20 protein-coding genes are annotated in these 22,793 nt (G+C 68.5%); 3 read left to right on the top strand and 17 right to left on the bottom strand.

The window, feature by feature from the left end; all coding sequences use genetic code 11:
• Nucleotides 1–54: 54 nt before the first annotated feature.
• Together EV645_RS22230 and EV645_RS22225 are read left to right on the top strand one after the other, a co-directional pair.
• Nucleotides 55–1,047: an SPFH domain-containing protein gene (locus EV645_RS22230; protein ID WP_130445891.1), complete on the top strand. Its 993-nt coding sequence runs from the start codon at nucleotides 55–57 to the stop codon at nucleotides 1,045–1,047.
• Entirely contained in the window at nucleotides 1,044–1,919 is an 876-nt protein-coding gene (locus tag EV645_RS22225; protein WP_130445890.1) for an NAD(+)/NADH kinase, read from the top strand. Before EV645_RS22230 ends, EV645_RS22225 begins: the two co-directional genes overlap by 4 nt.
• A 45-nt stretch (nucleotides 1,920–1,964) precedes the next feature.
• Here the strand turns inward: EV645_RS22225 and EV645_RS22220 are convergent, their stop codons facing one another.
• Complete coding sequence (locus tag EV645_RS22220) at nucleotides 1,965–2,711, bottom strand: SDR family oxidoreductase (protein WP_130445889.1); 747 nt, start codon at nucleotides 2,709–2,711, stop codon at nucleotides 1,965–1,967.
• A 102-nt stretch (nucleotides 2,712–2,813) separates the two neighbouring features.
• Between EV645_RS22220 and EV645_RS22215 the strand changes: the two genes are divergently transcribed.
• Nucleotides 2,814–3,620 (top strand): helix-turn-helix transcriptional regulator, encoded by an 807-nt coding sequence (locus EV645_RS22215; RefSeq protein ID WP_157997131.1) that lies wholly within the window; start codon nucleotides 2,814–2,816, stop codon nucleotides 3,618–3,620.
• Here the strand turns inward: EV645_RS22215 and EV645_RS22210 are convergent.
• From EV645_RS22210 to EV645_RS22135, 16 genes are read right to left on the bottom strand one after another with little or no spacing between them, the layout of a single operon-like run.
• Nucleotides 3,607–4,587, bottom strand: a complete 981-nt coding sequence (locus EV645_RS22210; RefSeq protein WP_130445887.1) for a hypothetical protein — start codon at nucleotides 4,585–4,587, stop codon at nucleotides 3,607–3,609. The genes EV645_RS22215 and EV645_RS22210 overlap by 14 nt on opposite strands.
• 58 nt (nucleotides 4,588–4,645) lie before the next feature.
• Nucleotides 4,646–5,563, bottom strand: coding sequence for a hypothetical protein (locus EV645_RS22205; RefSeq protein ID WP_130445886.1), 918 nt, complete (start codon nucleotides 5,561–5,563; stop codon nucleotides 4,646–4,648).
• A gap of 46 nt (nucleotides 5,564–5,609) precedes the next feature.
• Entirely contained in the window at nucleotides 5,610–6,749 is a 1,140-nt protein-coding gene (locus EV645_RS22200; RefSeq protein ID WP_130445885.1) for a glycosyltransferase, read from the bottom strand.
• 12 nt (nucleotides 6,750–6,761) lie between these two features.
• The gene (locus tag EV645_RS22195; protein ID WP_130445884.1) at nucleotides 6,762–9,386 is read right to left on the bottom strand and encodes a glycosyltransferase family 4 protein; all 2,625 of its coding nucleotides are present in this window, start codon (nucleotides 9,384–9,386) and stop codon (nucleotides 6,762–6,764) included.
• Nucleotides 9,383–10,684 (bottom strand): nucleotide sugar dehydrogenase, encoded by a 1,302-nt coding sequence (locus EV645_RS22190; protein ID WP_130445883.1) that lies wholly within the window; start codon nucleotides 10,682–10,684, stop codon nucleotides 9,383–9,385. Before EV645_RS22190 ends, EV645_RS22195 begins: the two co-directional genes overlap by 4 nt.
• A 25-nt stretch (nucleotides 10,685–10,709) precedes the next feature.
• Complete coding sequence (locus EV645_RS22185) at nucleotides 10,710–11,918, bottom strand: acyltransferase family protein (RefSeq protein ID WP_130445882.1); 1,209 nt, start codon at nucleotides 11,916–11,918, stop codon at nucleotides 10,710–10,712.
• 4 nt (nucleotides 11,919–11,922) lie between these two features.
• Entirely contained in the window at nucleotides 11,923–12,975 is a 1,053-nt protein-coding gene (gene wecB / locus EV645_RS22180; protein ID WP_130445881.1) for a non-hydrolyzing UDP-N-acetylglucosamine 2-epimerase, read from the bottom strand.
• Nucleotides 12,976–12,977: 2 nt separating this feature from the next.
• A complete protein-coding gene (locus EV645_RS22175) occupies nucleotides 12,978–13,979 on the bottom strand; it encodes a Gfo/Idh/MocA family protein (protein ID WP_130445880.1) in 1,002 nt (333 codons plus the stop codon).
• Between the two features lie 2 nt (nucleotides 13,980–13,981).
• Complete coding sequence (locus tag EV645_RS22170; protein WP_130446509.1) at nucleotides 13,982–15,073, bottom strand: DegT/DnrJ/EryC1/StrS family aminotransferase; 1,092 nt, start codon at nucleotides 15,071–15,073, stop codon at nucleotides 13,982–13,984.
• The gene (locus tag EV645_RS22165) at nucleotides 15,070–15,681 is read right to left on the bottom strand and encodes an acyltransferase (protein ID WP_130445879.1); all 612 of its coding nucleotides are present in this window, start codon (nucleotides 15,679–15,681) and stop codon (nucleotides 15,070–15,072) included. Before EV645_RS22165 ends, EV645_RS22170 begins: the two co-directional genes overlap by 4 nt.
• Entirely contained in the window at nucleotides 15,678–16,871 is a 1,194-nt protein-coding gene (locus EV645_RS22160) for a hypothetical protein (protein WP_130445878.1), read from the bottom strand. Before EV645_RS22160 ends, EV645_RS22165 begins: the two co-directional genes overlap by 4 nt.
• On the bottom strand, nucleotides 16,864–17,580 hold the full coding sequence (locus EV645_RS22155; protein ID WP_130445877.1) for a hypothetical protein: 717 nt from the start codon (nucleotides 17,578–17,580) through the stop codon (nucleotides 16,864–16,866). The genes EV645_RS22160 and EV645_RS22155 overlap by 8 nt, the downstream gene beginning before the upstream one ends.
• Nucleotides 17,577–18,899, bottom strand: coding sequence for a glycosyltransferase (locus tag EV645_RS22150; RefSeq protein ID WP_242000564.1), 1,323 nt, complete (start codon nucleotides 18,897–18,899; stop codon nucleotides 17,577–17,579). Before EV645_RS22150 ends, EV645_RS22155 begins: the two co-directional genes overlap by 4 nt.
• On the bottom strand, nucleotides 18,896–19,990 hold the full coding sequence (locus tag EV645_RS22145; protein ID WP_130445876.1) for a glycosyltransferase: 1,095 nt from the start codon (nucleotides 19,988–19,990) through the stop codon (nucleotides 18,896–18,898). The genes EV645_RS22150 and EV645_RS22145 overlap by 4 nt, the downstream gene beginning before the upstream one ends.
• Before the next feature lie 3 nt (nucleotides 19,991–19,993).
• Nucleotides 19,994–20,812, bottom strand: coding sequence for an ABC transporter ATP-binding protein (locus EV645_RS22140; protein WP_242000563.1), 819 nt, complete (start codon nucleotides 20,810–20,812; stop codon nucleotides 19,994–19,996).
• Nucleotides 20,799–21,665, bottom strand: a complete 867-nt coding sequence (locus EV645_RS22135; protein ID WP_130445875.1) for an ABC transporter permease — start codon at nucleotides 21,663–21,665, stop codon at nucleotides 20,799–20,801. The genes EV645_RS22140 and EV645_RS22135 overlap by 14 nt, the downstream gene beginning before the upstream one ends.
• Between the last annotated feature and the right edge of the window lie 1,128 nt (nucleotides 21,666–22,793).

Genomic DNA, 22,793 nt, shown 5'->3' with positions numbered 1-22,793 from the left:
ACGAGAAGTCACCACCGGACTTATCGTCATAGTGACGACAAGGAGAACGAAGAGATGGCAGACATCACCCGGTTCCGCTTCATCAGCCACCTGCGAGCGAACCCGACCACCCACGTGCGGCACCTGCGCAACGGCAAGGTCGCGCACGACGGCGCCGGCCAGGCGTTCTGGTTCCGGGCGCTGAACTCGTCGCTGAGCGAGATCCCGATCGACGACCGCGAGCAGCCGCTGCTGTTCCACGGCCGCACGCAGGACTTCCAGGACGTCGCCGTGCAGGCGAGCGTGACATACCGCGTCACCGACCCGGCACTGGCGTCCAGCCGGCTCGACTTCGGGATCGACCCGGACACGGGACTGTGGCGAACCACTCCGCTCGAGCAGCTCGGCGGTCTGCTGACCGAGCTCGCACAGCAGACCGCGCTGGACCTGCTGGCCCGCATGTCGCTGACCGAGGCTCTGTCCGAGGGCATGACAGGTCTGCGTACGGCGGTCGGCAGCGGGCTGCGCAACGACCAGCGGCTGACCGGTCTCGGTATCGGCGTCGAGGACGTGCGCGTGGTCGCAGTACGAGCGGAGCGGGATGTCGAGAAGGCGCTGCAGACGCCGACCCGCGAGATGGTGCAGCAGGCTGCGGACAAGGCGACGTACGAGCGTCGCGCGATGGCCGTCGAGCGGGAGCGTTCGATCGCGGAGAACGAGCTGCAGAACCAGATCGAGCTCGCCCGCCGCGAGGAGCAGCTCGTGAACCAGCGCGGTCAGAACGAGCGCCTGCGCGCGACCGAAGCCGTAGCGGCGGAGGCGATCACGACCGAGGCGGCTGCGAGCCAGCAGCGAACGCTGAGCCAGGCCGAGGCCGACGCGAAGCGGGTCATCGGCGCTGCGGAGGCTGCTGCGGAGAAGGCTCTGCTGGAGGCGTACGCCGACCTGGACCAGGGCGTGATCCTCGCGCTGGCGATCAAGCAAGGAGCGTTGCCGGAGATCGGCACGCTGAACCTGACTCCGGACCTGCTCACCCCAATCCTCACCAAGCTGGCCGAAACCCGATGAGCCTCCCACCCAGGGCGGTGATCGTGCATCGGGCGACCGAGCTGACCGAGTTGGTCGCCCGGCACGGGACGCGGCAACAGGCCGGGTTCTTCCTCGCCGGGCGCGGGCGCGACCTGGCCGAGCTCGATACGCGGCACCAGGCCCAGCAGGACGCGCTCGCCACGGTGTCGGCGGCGATCCCGCTGGACTGGCGCCGAGCTGTTGCCGAGCGCAACGACCTCGACCGGTTCGGGTTCGGGCCGGAGGACGTCGTGATCGCGGTCGGCCAGGACGGCCTGGTCGCCAACGTCGCGAAGTACCTCGACGGTCAGCCGGTGATCGGCATCAACCCCGAGCCGGCCCGCAACCCCGGCGTACTCGTGCCGCACGAACCGGACGCGATCGCGGACCTGCTCATCACCCGGACCGTCGCCGAACGGACGATGGTTGCCGCGAGCACCGATGACGGCCAGCAACTCCTTGCATTGAACGAGGTGTACGTCGGCCACCGTACGCACCAGTCCGCGCGCTACCGTCTCAGCTCGCCCGACGGGCTGCCCGAGCAGCAGTCGTCGTCGGGGATCCTGGTCGGCACCGGCACCGGATCGACCGGCTGGTGCCGATCCGCGTGGCAGGAACGACGCAGTCCGCTCGGGCTGCCGGCGCCGACCGATCCCATGCTGTGCTGGTTCGTCCGCGAGGCCTGGCCGTCACCGGCGACCGGCACCGACAACACCGAAGGGTTGCTGAAGGCACCGGATTCGTTGACGATCACCGCCGAGTCGGACCTGGTCGTGTTCGGCGACGGGATGGAGTCCGACACTCTCACCGTGAGCTGGGGTCAGCGCGTCGAGGTCAGCGTGGCTGCGGTGAAGCTGCACCTCGTCGTCTGAAGGGGCCCGGCGTTCTCTGCCTGCGGTACGGCGGATGGACAGGGGCTAGATCTCCTTCGACGGTTGGATGATCAGGTGCGGCAGATTGACGTCGCGCGGGCGACTTACGACATACGCGATGAGGTCGGCGACCTCACTCACCGGGACAGCGGGGAGGTTGCCGCGCAGGTCGTCCACCATCGCCCGCAGGTCGGCCGGGAAGCTGTCGGCCAGCTCGGTGCCGTCGATCATGCCGGGCTCGAGATTGGTTACCCGGATGCCTTCACCGGCGAGTTCGGCCCGCAGTGTCCGGGTCAGGTGGCTGACGCCGGCCTTCGAGGCGCCGTACGCCGCCATGCCCGGGTTGAAGCGGTCTGCCGCCAGCGAGGACACGTTGATGAGGTCGGTTGTCCTACTCGCCGCTGACCGTTTGAGCGCCGGCAGGAAGGCGTGCGTGACTGTGATGACACCGGTCAGATTGACCTCGACGGTACGCCGCCAGTCGGCCATCGGCCCGTCCGCGAACGGGACCACCGACATCAGTCCGGCATTGTTGACCAGGAGGTCGAGGTCGCCGAAACGCTCCTGGACCTGAGCCGCGGCCTCGGCCACGGACTCCTCCGACGTGACATCCGCCGCGACGACGAACGCCGTACCGCCTGCCTCGGCGATCTGCGCGGCGACCTTCTCGAGGCGATCGCGGCGCCGTGCGAGCAGTGCGACGGATGCACCGTCTGCGGCGAGACGGGTGGCGATGGCAGCACCGATTCCGCTGGCGGCGCCGGTGACGAGTGCGATGCGTGAAGTACTCATGGCTCCACGCTCCGCCTGGCGACGGCGGCGCAGAAGATCCGCTTCGACCGTAGGTCTCGCAGTACCACCCAGTGTGTTGAACGTTCCGGGGATACTGGACGGGTGAGTGCGCTGGGAGAGTTCTTGCAGACCAGACGGGCCCGGGTGGGCCCCGAGGACGTCGGCTTGCGGCCCGGTCAGGACCGTCGCGTCACCGGCCTCCGCCGCGAGGAGGTGGCGCTGCTCGCCAATGTCAGCGTCGACTACTACATCCGGCTCGAGCAGGGCCGCGCCGGCAATCCGTCCGTCGCGGTCCTCACCGCGGTCGCTGACGCTCTGCGGATGGATCAGGCCGAGCGCGATCACCTGCGCTCGCTCGCGTGCGCGGCCCCACCCGCCGTACCCCCGAAGGCACCCGTCCGCCCGCAGCTGAAGGCAATGCTCGACGCGATGCAGGATGTCCCCGCGATCGTCGTCGACCGGTTGAGCAACGTGCTCGCTTGGAACTGCGCCGCGACCGCAGTGATCGCCGACTTCGAGGATCCCACGCAGCGAAACCTGGCCCGCTTGTACTTCGTCGATCCGTCGTCCCGAGAGTTCTACGCCGACTGGGAAACCGTCGCCGAGGACGCGGCCGCGCTGCTCCGGCGCGCATCGGCGGAGTACGCCGACGACGCGGAGCTGGCGGCGCTAGTTGAGGAACTCCGCACCGCCAGCCCCGACTTCGAGCGTTTCTGGCTCTCCCAGAACGTCCAGAACCGCTCCCACTGCCCGAAGACCTTGAACCACCCGCTCGCCGGCCGTCTGACCTTCGCCCTGGAGTCACTCCAACTCCCAGGCGACGACGGCCAGTTCGTCATCACCTACACCCCAACGGACCAGGCCACCGCATCCTGGCTTGCCGAGGACTCCGCCGCTATTCGCCGTTAGCGGTGTCGTAGACGGGGATGGTTACCCAGCGGAAGTTGACCGGGTCGCTGAAGTCGCCGGCTACCTCGCCGCGGGATTGGATGACCGTGGACAGGCCGTTCGCGTGGCCGACGGCGTACAGGTAGTTCTTCTTGGTGTCCTTGTCGACGCCGAGCAGCAGCGTGCCGTACTGCCCGCAGCCCATCGCCGACAGCGTCTCGAAGCCCTGCCACGTCCGCGTCCGGACTTGCTTCACGACGGGCTTCATCGGCGACGCCGACGGGATCCGGATCGTGTACAGCGCCCCGCCGCGCGTGTTCGCGAGGAACGTGTCGTACGTCGGGGTCTTGGCGATCAGCGTCATCGTCTTGACGGAGGAGAAGCCCGGGTACGACCCGGTGGCGCGCCAGCCCTTCCCGCCGATGTCCCAGCGGTACAGCACACCGTCGTTGCGCAGCGCGTACGACGTCGAGCGGTAGATCTTCTTGGTCCCGTTGTCCGGGCTCTCGTAGTCCGAGGTCTCCAGGAAGGTGAAGCTGCCCCAGCCGCCACCGACCCGGCTGAGCGACCGGTTGTCGATCGTGCCGTCCTCGTACGCCTGGTAGTAGCTGTAATAGAGCGCGTCGCCGATCACGACGTACCCGTAGCGATCGGTGCCGGAGATGTCCGGCTCGATGGTCTGGCGCGCGCTCAGCCGGACCTGCCCCGGCGTGTACACCCCGGCGGTGGTCCAGTCGTCCGGTGTCTGCGGAGGCGTCGTCGCGGTCGGGTCCGCGAAGTGGTGCCCGCCGCTCGCGGTCACTCCGCCCTGCCAGACGAAGCAGGCGTTGGCCTGCGCCGCCGTGATCTTCTTGTTGGTGCCCGGCACCGTCGCCCCGGGCTTGGTCGGGTCAGGCTTCGCCGTCCCCTGAGCGTGTGCAGCCGCGGGCATCAAGGCAGTCAGCGCGAGTGCCGCGCAGCCCGCCAAAGCAGTCAGTCGTCGATTCATGTCCACCCCTTTCACACACTCTGATACAGGTCGGGCACGAAAGGTTGCGGAGCAGAGCTCAGTCGCCGTTGGCGCCGTCGAAGAGCGAGATCGGCACCCAGCGGAAATAGACCGGGTCGTCGAAGGTGCCCGGGACCGCGCCCCGCGACTGGATCACTGTTGCAGTGCCGTTCGCGTGGCCGACGGCGTACAGGTTGGCGGTCTTGGTGTCCTTGTCGATGCCCAGCAGCAGCGTGCCGTTCTTGCCGCACGCCATCGCCCAAAGCGTCTCGAACCCTTGCCAGGTGCGCGTTCGGACCGGTGTCACGATCGGCTTCATCGGCGAGGTCAACGGGATCCGGATGGTGTACAGCGCACCGCCCCGGGTGTTGGCCAGGAAGGTGTCGTACGTCGGTGTCTTCGCGATCAGCGCCATCGATTTGACCGACGCGAAGCCCGGGTATGAGCCGCTCGCCCGCAGTCCACCCCGCACCTGGTTCCAGCGGAACAGGACGCCGTCGTTGCGCAGTCCGTAGAGCACGGTGTGGTAGATCTTGCCGTCCGGGTAGCTCGCGTAGTCGGCGAGCTCGATCGCGGTGAAGTTGGTCCAGCCACCGCCGATCCGGCCGAGGCCCGGCGGGTTCGACGGATCCAGGCCGCCGACCATGTCGGTGCGGTAGCTGCTGTAGTAGAGCCCGTCACCGATGACGACGTACCCGTAGCGGTCGTCGCCTCCCGGTCCTGGCTCGGATGTCTGCCGGGCACTGAGCCGGACCTGCCCGGGCTGGTAGACCGCGAGGGACTGGCCCTGCCCGATCGTCGGCGGGACGGTTGCGGTCACAGTGAGGCTCCGCTGCATACCGGTCGTCGTCACCGACCCCAGCCATACCTGGCACATCGCCGCTGCGCTGTCCCCGGCTGCTTGTGCGTTCGTCGGCACTACCGCGGCGGCCACCAGCGCCGCACCCCCGGCCAAAGCCGCAATCCGTCGCTTCATGGCGTCCCCCTCAACCACCTTGATGCCCGGAGGAGACAGAAAGTTCTTACAGCTCCGAGTAAGCAGTGACCAGGGTGGCTGCGTCGTGTTCCCAGTTGAGCTCTGCGGCGGCTGTGCGGACTCCGTCGGTGTACGTGCTGTAGTTCTCGATCACCGCTCGGACTGCAGCCGTCAACGACTGCGCGTTGCCCGGCTCGTACAGGCCGCCGAGTTTGTACTGCGTGACGACGGCGCGCAGTTCGGGAAGGTCGGCGGCGACTACCGGTACGCCGGCGCGGACCGCGTGGAACAACTTGTTCGGCAGCGCGAGCCGATGGTTCTCGCAGGTGTTGGTCAACGTGACCAATGAGATGCCGTACGTGCGTAGCGTGTCGTCGACCTCGTCGATCGAGCGTTCCGCCACCGTCTCGACCGGGCCCAGATCCAAGCGATAGTTGGGATCCACCGACCCCATCAACACGGTCCGGAACGGCAACAGTTGCCGCGCCGCAGCAACGACCGTCGGCAGATCCCGGCCGGCCCCGACGCGTCCGGCATACAGCAGCCCCTCCGGCTGATCCGGCGCCGGCGGTACGTCGTCAGCTCGCGGGAACGTGTTCCGCACGACGCGTACGTCGGACAACCCGCGTGAACGCAACCGCTCAGCGATCCCGTCGGACACCGTGAACACGACCCGTGCGCGCGACGCGAGCGAAACCTCGTACCGCCGACCGCGCGCCCGCCACAACGGCGTCGGCCGCCCCGGGAGCGCCCGGTCGAACCACAGCTCGTGGCTGTCGTAAACCAGCGAAGCCGACCACTTCTCGGCGTACTCCGCGGCAAGCTCCAACGTGTTGAAGTCATGCGCGTGCACGACATCAACAGGCCCCGCCGCAGCCACAACCGAGGCCGCAGCGGTACGCCAATGCTTCTCGGTCCGATTCCGGTGTTCCGGCAGAAGCAGCCACCGGCCGAAGCGCTGCACCAGCACCTTCGGCCCGTTCCGCCCATGGCCGACCGCCAGACCGCCGTTCCCGCTCCGGAGACCGGAGGAGCGGGAGACCGACTCCACTGTGATCCCCGGGCCAATCTCAAAGCCCTCTGGGACGTCGCGGCCGATCACATGCAGCGTGTGACCGGCCGCGGCCAGCGCCGTGGCCTCCCGCAGGATCCGCGAGTCCCCGGCGATCGGGGACTGCGCGATCATCAGAATCCGCACCTACTCGCCGGCCTCACGTGGGGTGAGCTCGTTGTTCAGGAACGGCAGCAGTACCTCGACCGACCGGTGTCCGTCGTGCAGATCCCGGACGTAGCCGGGCCCCGCGTCGGCGATCTTCCGGGCCGAGTCGCGCTCGCTGACCAGCCGCTCGATCACCTCGGACAGGTCGTCCGGCGTCGCCTCGGCGATCGGCAGATCACTCGGCAGCAGGTCCCGGACCGGGTCCGCGATGTGGCCGACGGTGACCCGGCCGGCGGCCATCGCCTCACAGGCGAAGACGCCGTACGAACCGAGCAGCATCTGGTCGACGACGATGTCGGCGTCCTTCACCATCTCGGCCAGCTCCGCGTGCGGCACGCCCTGCACCCGCTGGTACGTGATCAGGCCGCGCGCGTCCAGATCGGTCAGCACCGGGTCGACGTACGCCGAGCCCTTGAGCGCACTGGCCGACGGCGCGTGCAGCACCACCGGGACCTCGCGCTCGAGCACCGGCCGGTTCGACGCGAACCCCTCGACGTCGACCGCCAGCGGGATCCAGATGCCGTTCTCGACGAACTCCAGCAGGTCCGGCGTGGTGACGTAGACCGGGCCGTCGTACCCCTGCAGGTGCCGGCGCATGTTGTCGTTGCCGGACTGCAGCCGCTGGGTCAGCTCGTCCTCGGGGTTGCGGAACGGGGAGTACCGGTAGCGCGCCCGGTGCAGGGCCGGGTCGCGAATCTCCGAGCCGTGGAACAGCACGCCGTGCTTGATCCCGGCCTGCTCGAGGATCGGCACGTCGGTGGTCCACATCTGCCCGCGCAGCTGACCGAACATCGGCCGGCCCGCCTCGAACAGCACGTGGGTGACCTCACGCAACGCGTACGCCGTCAGCTCGAGCTGCCAGCGCAGGTCGGTCCGGTACTGCTTGTAGGTCCCGGTGCGGTGCACCTTGAAGTCGAACGCGCCGCTGCCCGTGGTCAGCGACTCGACCTTGACGTCCGGCACCTCGCGCTCGACCGCGGTCGCCCAGAGCCAGGCCTGGCCGGCGCTGTTGACCGGACCGATCAGCAGGTGCGGCCGCTTCTTCTCCACCGGCCCGCCCGGGCGGACGACGTCCAGCTGACGCCCGGTGAGCTCGCCGTACAGCGCGCGCAGGTTGGCAGCCTGGCCGGCCCACGACACCTCCTGCTGGTACACCGGGTCCGCGACCCGCTCCCGGTAGCTGTCGAGGTCCGCGAGCACCGTCCGCACCTTGGCCGCGAGGCCGCTGGTGTCCTCGGCGGTGAAGACCTCGCCGATGCGGGTGCGCTCGACGAACTCCTTCATGCTCGGCATGTCGCTGACCACGACCGGCAGACCGGCGAAGGCGTACTCGAACAGCTTGTTCGGCAGCGCCATCTCGTGGCTCGGATACCGCAGGATCGGGATCAGCCCGACGTCCGCGGTACGCAGGAACGCGACCACCTCGTCCGGCCCGACCGGATCCAGGCAGTGCAGACGGTCCTGCACCCCGAGCTGCACAGCCTGCGTCTGCAGCGCGCGTACGGCGTCGGTCGCGACGCCAGGCACGCACACAACAGCCAGGTGCACGTCCGGCAGATCGACCAGCGCCTGGACGGCGGTGTGGACGCCACGCGCGCGCGTCACGCCACCGCTGTAAACCAGCAGCGGTACGTCGGAAGCCAGGCCGATCTGGCTGCGGATGTCGGACACCTCGACCGACACGTCAGCAGGGTTCGGCGTGTTCATCACGACGGTCGGCTTGAGCTTGAGCTTGTGCTCGGCCTGCAGCCGGGTGGCGATCGCCGGGCTGACCGTGATCACCCGGTCGACGTCGCCGATGTACTCGCGCTCGTGGTTGGCCCAGGCCGCGATCGAACGCCGGGTGCGCGCGCCGTACTGCGAGAGGCCGGCGACGTACTCGTGCGCGTCGTAGACGACCTTCAGCGTGCGGCCACGCAGCGCCGCGCGGCCGGCGGCGCGGGTCGCGACACCGATCACGTGCATGTCGTGCGCGTGCACCACGTCCGGCTCGAGGCGGTCGATCAGGTCGCCGAACGCGAGCTCCAGGTCCAGCGCCTCGGGGTGCAGCTTGCGCCACGGCGCCGGCCAGGGCAGCCGGTGCAGCACACCGTCGTACGCCCGCCAGCTGAACTTGAACGGCGCATCGGCCTTGTTGCCCACGCCCTTGCGCACCCAGCTGGCCCGTTCGGCGGCCTTCCAGCGCGCGCGGCGGAGCAGGCGGGTGCCGACGCCGGCCTTGAACTTGAGCGGATTTCCCTGGCCCGCCTTCGCCCGCGCGATCGCATGCCCGGAGTCGGCCTTGAGCTCCTTCAGCTCGGCCTGGATCCGTTCGCTGCGCGCCACGTAGCTCTGGCGGTGCTTGTACCCCACCAACGGCGGCCGCCAGTCGCGTCGCGCCGTACGGCTTCGTTTCCGTTCCTCACGCAGTGCGAACGGCACCGCCACCCGGACGATCAGCGCGCCGTCGAGCATCTCCCTCGACGGCAGGCCGCTGGCCGAGACCCCGAGCACAGTTACCTCTGCTCCGGTCTCGGCCAGTGCTGCGGCCTCTTTGCGGACCCTACTGTCGTTGGTGACGTCGTTCGCGACCATCATCACGACCCGCAGGTCGGCAGTTGTCACTGGCTGACCGACCTTCCGATCACAATCCGACGGACACCCGCCCAGCGCGCTGGGTCGGTGCGGTCACGGCCGTCGACGAGCACCTGCACACCGGGCAGGTCCGCCGGGCTCAGCTGCGCGTAGTCCGCGTGGTCCGCCTGCAGCACGGCCGCGTCCACCGGCGTACCCAGCGTGTACGGCGTGAAGCCGAGACCCTGGAGCTCCTCGTCGGTGTACAGCGGGTCGTGCACGGACACCTCGGCGCCGCGCGCCTTGAGCGCCTCGACGGCCGGGAAGACTCCGGAGAACGCCGTCTCCTTCACACCACCACGGTACGCCGCACCGAGCACGACGACCTTCGCGCCCTTCAGCTCGCCGAAGGCGCCCTCGAGCAGGCCGATGGTGTAGTCCGGCATGCCGGCGTTCGCCTCGCGGGCGGCCCGGACAACGGTTGCCTCCGGGTCGGTCCACAGGTACAGCCGCGGGTAGACCGGGATGCAGTGGCCGCCGACCGCGATACCGGGCCGGTGGATGTGGCTGTACGGCTGCGAGTTCGACGCCTCGATGACGGCATGTACGTCGATGCCGTTCTGGCCGGCGAACCGGGCGAACTGGTTCGCCAGGCCGATGTTCACGTCGCGGTAGGTCGTCTCGGCCAACTTCGCCAGCTCCGACGCCTCGGCCGAGCCGAGGTCCCAGACGCCGTTCGCACGCGGCAGGTCGGGACGCTCGTCGAAGTCCAGCACCGCCTCGTAGAAGGCGATGGCGCGCTTCGCGCCCTCCTCGGACAGACCGCCGACCAGCTTCGGGTACTTGCGCAGGTCCGCGAAGACGCGGCCGGTGAGGACCCGCTCCGGCGAGAACACCAGGTGGAAGTCGGTGCCCTCGGTCAGACCGGAGATCTCCTCGATCATCGGCTTCCACCGGTTCCGGGTGGTGCCGACCGGGAGCGTGGTCTCGTAGCTGACCAGGGTGCCGGGGCTCAGGTGCTCGGACAGCGAACGGGTCGCGTTCTCCATCCAGCCGAACTCGGGCTCGCCGGTCTTCTCGTCGACGAACAGCGGCACGACCACGACGACGGCGTCGCTGTTCGGGATGGCGTCCGCGTAGTCCGTGGTCGCCCGCAGACGGCCGTCGGCCACGGTCTCGGCGAGCAGCTCCTGCAGGTGGGCCTCACCCGGGAACGGCTCCTTGCCGGCGTTCACCATCTCGACGAACTTCTCGTTGATGTCGACGCCGACGACCTGATGACCCTTGGCCGCGAACTGGACCGCCAACGGCAGTCCGATCTTGCCTAAGGCAACAACACTGACACGCACAGGTTCTCCACTAGGTAGTGATTCTTCATCGGGGGCCCCGGAGCTTCCGTTCCAGCGGGTGCTCGACGAACTTGTAGAGCAGCCACGAGGCAATGATCGAGAGGACGAGGACACCGGCGTACCACGTCAGGTTGGACCAGCCGATCGGGCCGGCGACACCGTGGTGCTCCTTGATCGCGTACAGGATCGTGGCGTGCACCAGGTAGAAGGCATAGGACCATTGGCCGAGCGCGACCATCGGCTTACTGCGCAGCAGCGACCGGCCGCCGCGGGTGTCGCGGGACGCGACCGCGAGGATCAGGAAGCCGTACAGGAAGGTCAGGACCTCCTTCTGGCACAGGCCCATCGTGATCGCGCCCGGGAAGGTCGCCGCGTGCTTGCCGGAGTACCAGAGGATGTACAGACCGCCGCCGGTGACCAGGAACGCGAACCACACCGGGATCCGCGGCTTCCAGCCGGACCGCAGCGAGATCGCCAGGCCGATACCGAACAGGAATGCGACCGAATGCAGGATCGGTTGCGGCAGGATCGGTACGACGTCCTTGTAGTGGAACAGCGCCAATCGGTACGCACCGCCCGCCACGATCACCGTGACACACAGGATCAGGCCGCCGGCCGTCTTCAGCCGCTGCGTGGCCCGCCAGACGAACGGGAAGTACGCGTAGAAGAACGCCTCCACCGACAGCGTCCAGCCCGCCGGGTTTCCGCCGTACAGGATGGTCGGGTTGTTCGACCAGCCGTGCAGGAGGAACAGCGACAGCACCAGCACGCCCACCGAGATCGGCTTGATCCACGACATCCCGGCCGGCGGATCGGCCCGGTAGAAGACGAAGAACGCCGCGACCAGCGTGAGGAAGTACAGCGGGAAGATCCGGGCGAACCGGCGCCGGTAGAACGTCCGGATCTTCGTGCCCTTCTGGGCAGACCAGGTGAGGACGAAACCGGACAGGACGAAGAAGAACGTGACGCCGGAGGTGCCGAACTTCAGGAAGTCGAAGATCGGCAGCGGCGCCAGGTTGGTCATGTGGTGGCAGAACACGAAGAAGGCCGCCCACCAGCGCAGGCCGGTGAGCGACTCGACTCGTGGCAGCCGTCCCGCGCGGGAGGCCGGCGGTGTGCCGGACTCCCCGGGGAAGGCACTGACAGGCGCGCCGGGCGGCGGGGTCCCCACATCTGTCGACCCAGGCAGCTCCTGGGTCGACGGCGTTTGGTTCTCTTCGGCGGCCTTCGTCATGTAGTTACTCCGCGAGAGTGGCTACGACACGCTCAGCAGCGTGGCCGTCGCCGTAGGGCATCGGGCGTTCCCCCGTGGGAGCCGGCCGTGCGGCCAACTCGGGCAGCTTACTCACGTCGGATGTCAACACGTTCCACCCGTCGTCCAGCGTCTCGACCCACTCGGTCTCGGTGCGCAGCGTGGTGCACACCCGGCCGAGCAGGAAGGCCTCCTTCTGGAGACCGCCGGAGTCCGTCACCACACCGGCCGAACCGAGGACGGCCGCGACCATCTCCGGGTAGGCCAGCGGCTCGCGGACGTGCAGCGAACCGTCCGGACGCTCCAGCTTGATGCCGTGCTCCGCACACTTCGCGACCAGCCGCGGGTGGGCCAGCAGCAGCACCGGCGAACCGGCCGCCGCCAGACCGTCGACGATCCCGGCCAGTCGCTCCGGGTCGTCGGTGTTCTCGGCCCGGTGGATGGTCGAGACGACGTACTCGCCCTGCTTGAACGGGAGGTCCAGCGGCTTGTCCCCGACCGCGTCGCGGACCCGGAAGCAGACGTCGGTCATGACGTCGCCGACCAGCCGGGACTTGCCCTGCAGGCCCTCGTTCGCCAGGTGGTCCATCGCCACCTGGGTCGGCGCGAGCAGCAGGTCGGCCGCGTGGTCGGTCAGCACCCGGTTGTGCTCCTCCGGCATCAGCCGGTTGAACGAACGCAGGCCGGCCTCGAGGTGCGCGACCGGCAGGTGCATCTTCACCGCGGACAGGGCGCCGGCGAGCGTCGAGTTCGTGTCGCCGTACACCAGCACCCAGTCGGGCTTGTGCTCGTCCAGTACGGCGTCCATCGCGGCCAGCATCGCGCCGGTCTGGACGCCGTGGCTGCCGGACCCGACGCCCAGGTGGACGTCCGGGTCCGGGATGCGCAGGTCGGCGAAGAACACGTCGGACATGTTCTTGTCGTAGTGCTGCCCGGTGTGCACGATCACGTGCTGGTGCTCGGTCGCGGCGAATGCCTCCGCAACCGGCGCCAGCTTCACGAACTGTGGGCGAGCCCCGACAACACTCAGAACCTTCATGACTAGGCAGACTCCCCGGCGACCTTGATGGTTCGATCCTCGGCCGCAGACTGGATCACGGCCTCGGCCACCGCGACGGTGGTCAGACCCTGCTGCAGCGTGACGATGTCGGCTTCCTTGCCCAGGACGGCGTCGCGGAACGCCTCGTGCTCGGTCTTCAGCGGCTCCGGCTTGCTGATCGCGTACCGGATCATGTCGCCCTCGCTGACACCGCGGAAGTGCGCGACGTCGTCCCACGCGGTCTGCACGGTGCCGTTCGCGTGGAACGACAGGTCGGCCGTCAGGGTGTCGGCGATGAAGGCGCCCTTCTCACCCGTGACGACGGTGAGACGCTCCTTCATCGGGGACAGCCAGTTGACCAGGTGGCTGGTGACGGTGCCGTCGGCCAGCTTGCCGGTCACCGCGATCAGGTCCTCGTACTGCCGGCCCGACTTGTGGGCGCTCTGCGCGGACACCGTGACGAACGGCGACTGCGTCACCCACGCGGTCAGGTCGATGTCGTGGGTGGCCAGGTCGAGCACCACGCCGACGTCGGCGATGCGCGCCGGGAACGGGCCCTGGCGACGCGTGGTGATCTGGTAGATGTCACCCAGCTCGCCGGCCTCGAGACGCACCCGCAGCGCCTGCAGCGCCGGGTTGTACCGCTCGATGTGGCCGACCGCGCCGACCAGCCCGGCCGCCTCGAACGCCTTCGCGATCTCGGTCGCCTCGGACGAGGAGCCGGCCAGCGGCTTCTCGATCATCGCGTGCACGCCGGCCTCGGCCAGCGCCTTCGCGATCTCGGCGTGGTACTGCGTCGGCACCGCGACCATGCAGTAGTCGAGCTTCTCGGCGATCAGCTGCTCGATGTTCTCGTGCACCGGACGGCCGCCGGCCACGTTGAACTTGTCACCGCCCGGGTCGGCGACCGCGACCAGGTCGACGCCCTCGAGGGAGGCCAGCACCCGAGCGTGGTGCCGCCCCATCATGCCCAGGCCGATCAGGCCCGCACGGAGGTTCGCCATGGTCACGCACCCGCCTTCGCCACGGTGTTCACCGCGGCCACGATCCGGTTCAGGTCATCCTCGGACAGCGAGGGGTGGACCGGCAGCGAGAGCACCTCGGCAGCGGCCTTCTCGGTCTCCGGCAGGTCCAGCTCGCGCTGGAACGAGGGGAGCCGGTGGTTCGGGATCGGGTAGTACACGCCGCAGCCGACGCCGTACTCCGTCCGCAGCGCGTTGGCGAAGCCGTCGCGGTCCTCGGTCACGCGGATCGTGTACTGGTGGTACACGTGGCTGGCCTCGTCGGCCACGGCCGGGACGCCGACACCGGCGAGGTTCGCGTCCAGGAAGGCCGCGTTCTCCTGCCGCTGCTTCGTCCAGCCGCCGACCTTGGTCAGCTGCACCCGGCCGATGGCGGCGTGCAGGTCGGTCATCCGGTTGTTCAGGCCGACGACCTCGTTCTCGTACTGCTTGAGCATGCCCTGGTTGCGGAACAGCCGCATCCGGCGCTCGATGTCGGCGTTCGCGACCGAGTTCATGCCGCCCTCACCGGACGTCATGTTCTTGGTCGGGTACAGGCTGAACATCGCGAACTCGCCGAAGGTGCCGACCGGCGCGCCGTTCCAGGTGGCGCCGTGGGCCTGCGCGGCGTCCTCGTAGATCTGGATGCCGTGCTTGTCCGCGATCGCCTGCAGCGCGGTCATGTTGGCCGGGTGACCGAACAGGTGCACCGGCATGACGGCCTTGGTCTTCTCGGTGATCGCTGCCTCGACCGCCTTCGGGTCCAGGCAGAAGTACGTCGGCTCGATGTCGACGAACACCGGGGTGGCGCCGGTCAGCGCGACGCTGTTCGCGGTGGCGGCGAAGGTGAAGGACGGGACGATGACCTCGTCACCCGGTCCGACGCCCGCGGCCAGCAGGCCGAGGTGGAGACCCGACGTGCCCGAGTTCGTCGCGACGCACGCACGGCCGGAGACCAGCGCTGCGCCGAACTCCTGCTCGAACGCCGCTACCTCGGGGCCCTGGGCCAGCATGCCGGACTGCATGACACGGTCGACGGCCTCGCGCTCCTCCTTCCCGATGATCGGCTTCGCGGCCGGAATCGGCTGCACCATCAGTTCTCCTCCAGATTTTCTTCGGCCGGCCGCAGCCGCCCGTCGGTTTCGATGTACATCTCGCCCGTGTTCGGGCACTTCCACTCGCCGTTCCCGACGTCGAGCAGCGGAACCCCGGCCTTGCCGACCCACTTGAGCCGACGAGCCGGAACCCCGGCGACCAGCGCGAAGTCTGGCACGTCCTTGGTCACCACCGCACCGGCGGCGACAGTGGCCCAGCGACCGATGGTGACCGGGGCCACGCAGACGCTGCGCGCACCGAGCGAGCAGCCCTGTTTCATCGTCACCCCGACCGGTTCCCAGTCGTGCCCGCTCTTCGGCGAACCGTCCGGGTTCACCGCGCGCGGGAAGTAGTCGTTGGTGAGCACGACGGCCGGTCCGATGAACACACCGTCCTCGAGCGAGGCGGGCTCGTACACCAGCGCGTAGTTCTGGATCTTGCAGTTGTCGCCCATCTGGACCCCGGTCCCGACATAGGCGCCGCGGCCGACGATGCAGTTCTTGCCGAGGACGGCGTTCTCGCGGATCTGCGCGAGGTGCCAGACCGACGAACCGTCGCCGATCTGAGCGCTGTCGTCGACGTCGGCGGACGGCGCGATGCGGGACGTCACAGGGTCTCCTTCTGGGTCAGCCAGGGTTTCAGTACTTCGGCCGAGCGGCGTCCGTCGTGCAGCTCCGTCACGAAGCCCGGACCGGCCACCGCCCGCTCGGCGGCGGCATCACGATCGGCGATCAGACCGCTGACGACATCACCCAGGGTGTCGGGATCCGCCTCCACGATCGGGACCTCTCGCCCGGCCAGACTACGCACCCGCTCACGCACGCCGTCACCGACGTACGAAACGACGATCCGCCCGGCGGCCAGCGCTTCCGCGGCCGCCACGCCGTACAGGCCGATCCGGAGTTGGTCGACAACGATGTCGGCGTCGCCGATCACGGCCGGCATGCCGCTGTGCGGTACGCCGGTGATGCGGCGGTACTCGATCTGTCCGCTGTCGTGCAGCGCGGTGAGGACGGCGTCGATCTCCTCGGTGCCCTTCAGCTTCGCGTTCGACGGAACGTGAGCAACGACGGGCTTATCGTGGCCGAACAGCGGCCGCGCCGCCTGCTGCCAGGGCGCCGGGTCGATCGCGACCGGAAGCCACTGCGCGTTCGGTACGTCGTCCAGCAGGTCGACCGTGGAGACGAAGACCGGAAGATTCAGCGACTCGACGAGCTCGGCGTGCCGGCGGGCCTGCGTCTCCAGCCGCTCGGTCAGCTCGTCACCCGGGGTGAACGGCGACCAGTGCTCCCGCTTCGCGTGCCGGCTGGGCAGGCGGATGTCGGAGCCGTGGAAGAGCAGCGAGACGTTGATGCCCTGCTCGAGCATCGCTTCGATGTCGGGGGTCGCGTCCGCGAAGCCGCGGGAGCCGAAGACCGGGCGCAGCGACTCGACCATCACGTGCGTGTAGTTCGACAGGATGTGCTGCTGCTGGGCCCGCTGCCAGCGTTTCTGGCCGAACCACGCCAGCGGTACGCCGTAGTCGTTCGTGAATTCGAACTGGCCCTTGCGTTGCAGGGTGAACGAGACGGCGTCGACATCCGGCAGGGTCTGGGCAGCCCGTGCCCAGGCGTGGCCCTGACCGGCGGAGTTGGTCGGTCCGACCCACATCCGCACCGGCGTCGTCGCTGCCGGCGGGAACGCCGGCAGCTGCGTGAACGAGTACCGCAAGCCCCGGAGCCGCCGCCGGACCGCTCCCGCGGTCCGGGCCAGCGGCGCCGGCAGGTGCTCGCGGATCGTCATCGTCGTCGTGTCACCCATTACCTGCTGGTGCCTTCAACTGGTCGAACTCACGGCGGGCGGCCGGCAGACCGAGCACCACCGGGGTGCTCGCCTTCCGCTGGCCGAGGTTCCAGCCGGCCCAGATCGCACCGGCATCCAGCGCCACGACCACGTCGGCCTTGTCGATGGTCGCCATCACGTCGCGGCGGCTGAGCACACGCTCCCAGTAGTTCTTACCGAGATCGCTCGTCGCCCGCTGCCCCCGCAGGAACTTCACCGGCGCCGACGTCTTAATTGCCTTAGGCAACATCCGCCCAGCGACCTTACGAGCCTTGCGGGCACGCCACTCCACAGCCTTCACAACCCGCTTGGCACCGGTCGGCTTGGGCTTCGGTGCGGGCTTCGGCTGGGGTGCAGGCTCGGCGGCGGCTACCTCGGCTGCTGCTGGGGCAACCTTTGCCTCGTCGGCAACTACGGATGCCGGGTCGGCTACTGCCTCGGGAGCGATGACGGCATCTGGAGCTTCGTCGGATGCCTCGGGCTCCGGCTCCGGGTCGGGGGCCGGTTGGGACGGCATCCGGCCGGGGCCGATGAGGGTGAAGGTGTTGACCTTGTCGGCGACCCAGGCGGACGGGGCTACCCAGCCGACGACATCGATGGTGATGTTCTGGTCGCCGAGATCCTCGCGGACCTGGTCGAAGTACGTCGGCGGAAGCCGCCGCGTGGACAGCAGTACGACGGTGTTCATGCCGCAACCCCCTTCACAGACGCAGCCAGCGACTCGATCCGCGGATCCAGCTGCAGGTCCCGCCGGTACGACGCACCGAACTCACGCGCCTTCGCGCGGATCCCCTCGTCCGCCGTCCGCGCCGCGTGCGCCGCCTCGACCAGCGCCGCCGCGATCGCCTCCGGCGTCACGTCCGACACCGGGAACCACAACGGATGACCCCGCAGTACGTCGGACGCCGCGTTCTCCGGGTCGTGCACCGACACCACCGGCAAGCCGGTCGCGAGGTACTCGAACACCTTGCCGCTGGTCACGTACCGCCCCTTGCCGAGCATCAGCAGCTGGGCGTCGAACTCGTCGTACGCCTTGGCGATCTCGGCCTTGCCGACCGGGCCCTCGTAGCTGACCCCGGCCTCGGACGCGCTGTTGATCGTCCCGAGCATGTCGGCCCGCGGCTGCGCGTAGTACCCGAGGTAGCCGTAGATCTTGGCCTTCGCGCCGGCCAGCTCCGAGGACTGCTCCTTGGCGAGCTTCCAGCCCTCGACGAAGTCGGCCAGCGGCACCTTCGGCGACACCGTGCCGACGTACCCGAAGACCAGCGGGCGATCCGTGACCGCACCGCGGTCGGCGGTGTCCGGCACCAGGTCGGGGTCGAAGCCGTTCGCGACCGTGTGCATCTTGGACGCGTGCGCCGGGTAGAGCTTCTCGTGCCAGTCCTTGATCGGGTCGTTGACGAACCAGACCTCGCGAGCGGACTCGACCAGCTTCTTCTCCCACTTGGCCGCGCGGCTGTTCGGCTCGTGCAGGCGGTCGCCGGTGAACACGTCCAGCAGCCACGCGTCGCGGTAGTCCATCACGTACGGCACCTGGAACTTCTTGTGCAGGTGGTACGCCGCGGTGAACGCGACATGCGGGTTCGCGGTGGCGACGGTCAGGTCGACCTTGTGCGCCTTGTGGATCTGCTCCGCGGCCTTTTCGATCACCGAGCGCCAGGGCCCGTACCCGGTCTCCGGGAACGGGATCTGGTCCTGCTTGGTGCGCCACTTGCTCCACAGCTTCGGATTCTGTGCCCGGCGCTTGGACCACTTGCGCAGATCGGCTTCGAGGATCGGCCACTCGAACGGCACCCGCACGACCTCGACGGAGGGGTCGACCCGCTCCTCGAGAGTCAGGTCCGCACCGGTGAACCGGAAGAACGTGTCGCGGTCGGCCGTCAGCACGGTCACCTTCCAGCCGAGCGCGGCGAACCGGTTGGCCGTGGCCAGTGCCCGGTAGACACCGCCGCCCCGGCAGGGCGGGAAGCCCCAGGCGACGTACAGCAGGTGAGGGCGGTCGGTCATGCACTTCCTCTTAAAAGATTGAGAATCGCGTCGGCCAGGTCGTCGTACGGCGTGTTGGTCGGCAGGTGCTCAGCCGCCCACTGCAGTGCATGGTCGTGCAACTTCTCCAGCTCACCGGGGTCCGCGGACCAGCGCCGCAAGGTCTCGGCGGCCTCCGCCACCGAGTCCACCAGGACTCCGCCACCGGACTCCTCGATCACCCTGGTCTGCCGGGGCAGCCGGGTGGAGAGCACGGGAAGACCGCTGGCGAGGTACTCGTAGATCTTGGACGGCATCGCTTCGATGAACGCCGGGGTCGGCTGCAGCATGGCCAGGCTCGCCCAGGCACCCTGTGCGATCCGCCAGGCGTCCGCGGGTGGCTGGCGCCCGTGCAGCCGGACGCGGCCGGCCAGCTCGGGCTCCTGGATCCGGGCTTCGAGCTTGTCCCGGTCCGACGGTGCGACCGGGCCGACCAGGTCGAGAGACCACTCCGGCGCCGCAGCGACGGTCTCGACCATGTCGAAGAGTCCACGGCTGGCTCGCAGGTCACCGACGTACACAGCGCGCGGGGCGCCGGTCGCCGGGGCCGGGGCCAGGAAGCCGTGGTCAGGAAGGTTCTGGACCACCAGGCGGTGCTTGGCCTGGTGCGGCGCCAGGTGCGAGTCGGCGACCACGGTGAGGTCGGCGCCCGCCGCCAGCTTCGAACCGGCGCGAACGATCAACCGGGCCGGCAGGCCGGCCAGGCCCTTCGCCCAGGCGCGGTCGGCCAGCAGCCGCTCGTAGTCCTCGTGGACGTCGACGACCAGCTTGCGCCGCCGCAGGCCGGTGACGAGACGGGCGATCGGGATCATGTCCGGATCGACCGTCATCACCACCTTCGCCTTGGTCCGCCACGGCAGCACGGCAGTCCGGGCCAGCCGCTGCACCATCGTGCCGCGCGGCCCGGCGTGCACGACCGCACCCGCGGGCCCGCCGCTCGCCTCACCGAGACCCCAGAGCTCGACCGTGAGGTCGCGACTATGCAGGGCCGCGGTGATCTTGTGCAGGCGCGCGTCGGCCACGTCGTGACCGGTCGTGATGATCCCCACGTCCGGCGCCGTGCTGGGTGACATCGCTCAGAGGTCCTCGAGTGAGACGGCTTCTTCTTCCCCGACCTGCAGGAACTTGGTGTAGGCCTGGATGACCTCGTTGGGCTCGCCGCGCATCATCAACTTGCCCTTGTGCAGCCAGATGCAGTCGTTGCACATCTCGCGGACGCTGCTCATCGCGTGGCTGACCAGGAACATCGTCCGGCTGTTCGAGACCAGCTCGCCCATCTTGGCCGCGGCCTTGGTCTTGAAGGACGCGTCACCGGCGGACAGGGCCTCGTCGATCAGCAGGATGTCCGGGTCCATGTGCACCGCGACGGAGAACGCCAGCCGGCTGAACATGCCGGACGAGTACGTCCGCATCGGCATCTCCATGAAGTCACCGAGCTCGGCGAACTCGGCGATCTCCTCGTACCGCGCCTCGATCTCCTTGCGGCTCAGGCCGGCCGCCAGGCCGCCCAGCACCACGTTCTCCTTGCCGGACAGCGCGGCGTTGAAGCCGACGCCCAGCGACAGCAGCGTGGAGACCCGGCCGTGCACCTCGATCCGGCCCGACGTCGGCGGCAGGATGCCGGCCACCGCGCGCATCAGCGTCGACTTGCCGGCGCCGTTCGCGCCGATGATGCCGATCGTGGTGCCGTGGTTGACGTCGAAGGACACGTTCTGGACGGCCTTGACCTCGCGTACGGCGCGCTCGCCGCGGCCGAGCCGGATGATCGCGCTCTTGAAGGTCGGCACCCGCTCGAACGTGGTCCGGTAGGTGATCGACACGTCCTGCACCTTGACGGCCGGGACCTGTGACTGGGTCTTCTCCATCGGCTTCTTCTCGGTCTCAGAGACGGACAACGAACTCACGCTCCCTCGACATGAAGAACAGCGAGCCGATCAGGAACGCCGCGACCGCGAACACCACGGCACCCGCCCACATCTTCCACTCCGGGACGTGGCCCTTGACCAGCAGGTCGGTCCAGCCACCCAGCAGCGAGTACAACGGGTTGTACTGGATGAAGCCCTTGAACTTCGCCGGGGCCTGCTCGGCGAACCAGAGCACCGGCGACATGTACAGCCAGATCCGCACGAAGTACGGCAGGAAGCTGGTGGTGTCGCGGAAGTACACCTGCAGCGCGGCGAAGATCATCCCCATGCCGGCCGCGAAGATCGTCAGCAGCACCAGGAACACCGGCGCGAGCAGCATCTGCCAGTGCAGCTTCAGCCCCACGATGACGTGGATCGCGACGTACACGACCAAGGTCGGCAGGAAGCGGAAGAACGCCGTCCGCACCGCGGACAGCGGGAGCAGCATCCGCGGGAACGACTGGTTCATCAGCAGCTTGCCGCCGCCGACCACGCTGGCCGCACCGGCCGTCATCGCACCCGAGAAGTAGTAGAAGGCGAACAGGCCGCCGCACATGTGAGCGAACCGCAGTCCGGCGTCCACCTTCGTGCTGCCACCGGCGATGATGTCGGTGAGCAGGTAATAGACCAAGGCGAGCAACAGCGGGTTCAGCACCAGCCACACCTGGCCGAAGAAGGTGTTCGTGTGGGCACCCCGGATGTTGGTCCGGGACATCTCCGCTGCGAACTCTCTCCGCTGCCACAGCGCCTTGAAGTACGGGCGCAGGGCCGGCAGGCCGACCTTGTGTGGTTCGTACACGTGCACCGACGGGTTGAACTCCTCGTCGACGCTAGTCGCGTTCATTCAGGCGACGCCTCTCTCTGCCGGAAAATTTGATCCACGATGGCCGAGCACCTGGGTTTCGGCGACTGCCGCCCGGGGTACGGCGGCGTGCCACGCAGACCGGGAAGCAGAGTAGCGGATCGGCTTCAACGCCGACGACACAGCGGTCCTCCTTAGTGAGCAACGACGTACAGACGGCTACGAAACCCCGTACGACACTGCGTCAGCAACACTGAGTCGTCCTTCGCCGATCGTTATCCGGAATATACATTTGACAGGCAGCGACGACCAAAACGCCTTGCAGCCAAGTCAAATCGCCGTCAATTCATGGGTACGACGCTACGCACCGACGCGAAGTTGACGTGACCTGCCACACCGGTCCCGTGACTGCTGTGAAAACAGGAGCCAGGTGTTATCGGCGGGACCCCGGAAGATGCTTCCTGGCCGGAGCGAGCCGGGCGGAGGACGTGACGCGCAACATCACATCCGCGCTCCCCATGGACAGCCTCACCATCCACGGAGCACCGGTCTGCACCTCCCGGGGTTCCACCGTCGATCCGGGGCAGCGTCCGCGCTGGGCGGAAGCGGACGCAGGCCGTGCCGGATCAGCCGGCACGATGACCAGGGCGGCGGTCATCGCACCTCGAGTCCGTCTCCAGAGATGCTGCGGACGCCGGCAGGTGCGCGCAGCAGGTGTGGAGACGGACCGGAGGCCGGCGGAGGACAGCGACGGCTGGAATCCCTGCAAAGATGCCAGCGCGCTGGGGACGGCAGCATCGACACGGGCGGTTGCGGCACACGGCGGAACCGGTCGCATCGGGCTTCTCCTCCTGATCGGCCTCACGATTGGAGATGCCACAGTTTGTACACCCTTCAGCACAGCGGGTGATGGCACGGAAGTGCGAGGGCACCGATGCGCCGGGATCGAGACCCAACCGAAACAGGCTCCGCTGACGAGACAGCGAACAGAGGCCAGAATTGGAACAGCAGCCCGGCGGCGCTCAGGTGGTCCGTCGCCGGGCTGCTGGACCTCAATTCTCGCTCACAACTGCGCGGAAATGGTGGCCAGATGGTGACACGGCACAAGAATGTTGATCGAACAACAAATATCGCTGCACGCATACACGTCGACACGGACCGTGCCGACGG

Source organism: Kribbella rubisoli (genome assembly GCF_004217145.1).
Lineage (GTDB): Bacteria > Actinomycetota > Actinomycetes > Propionibacteriales > Kribbellaceae > Kribbella > Kribbella rubisoli.
Note: the sequence above shows the minus strand (reverse complement) of the source record. Positions and strands in the feature narration are given on the sequence as shown.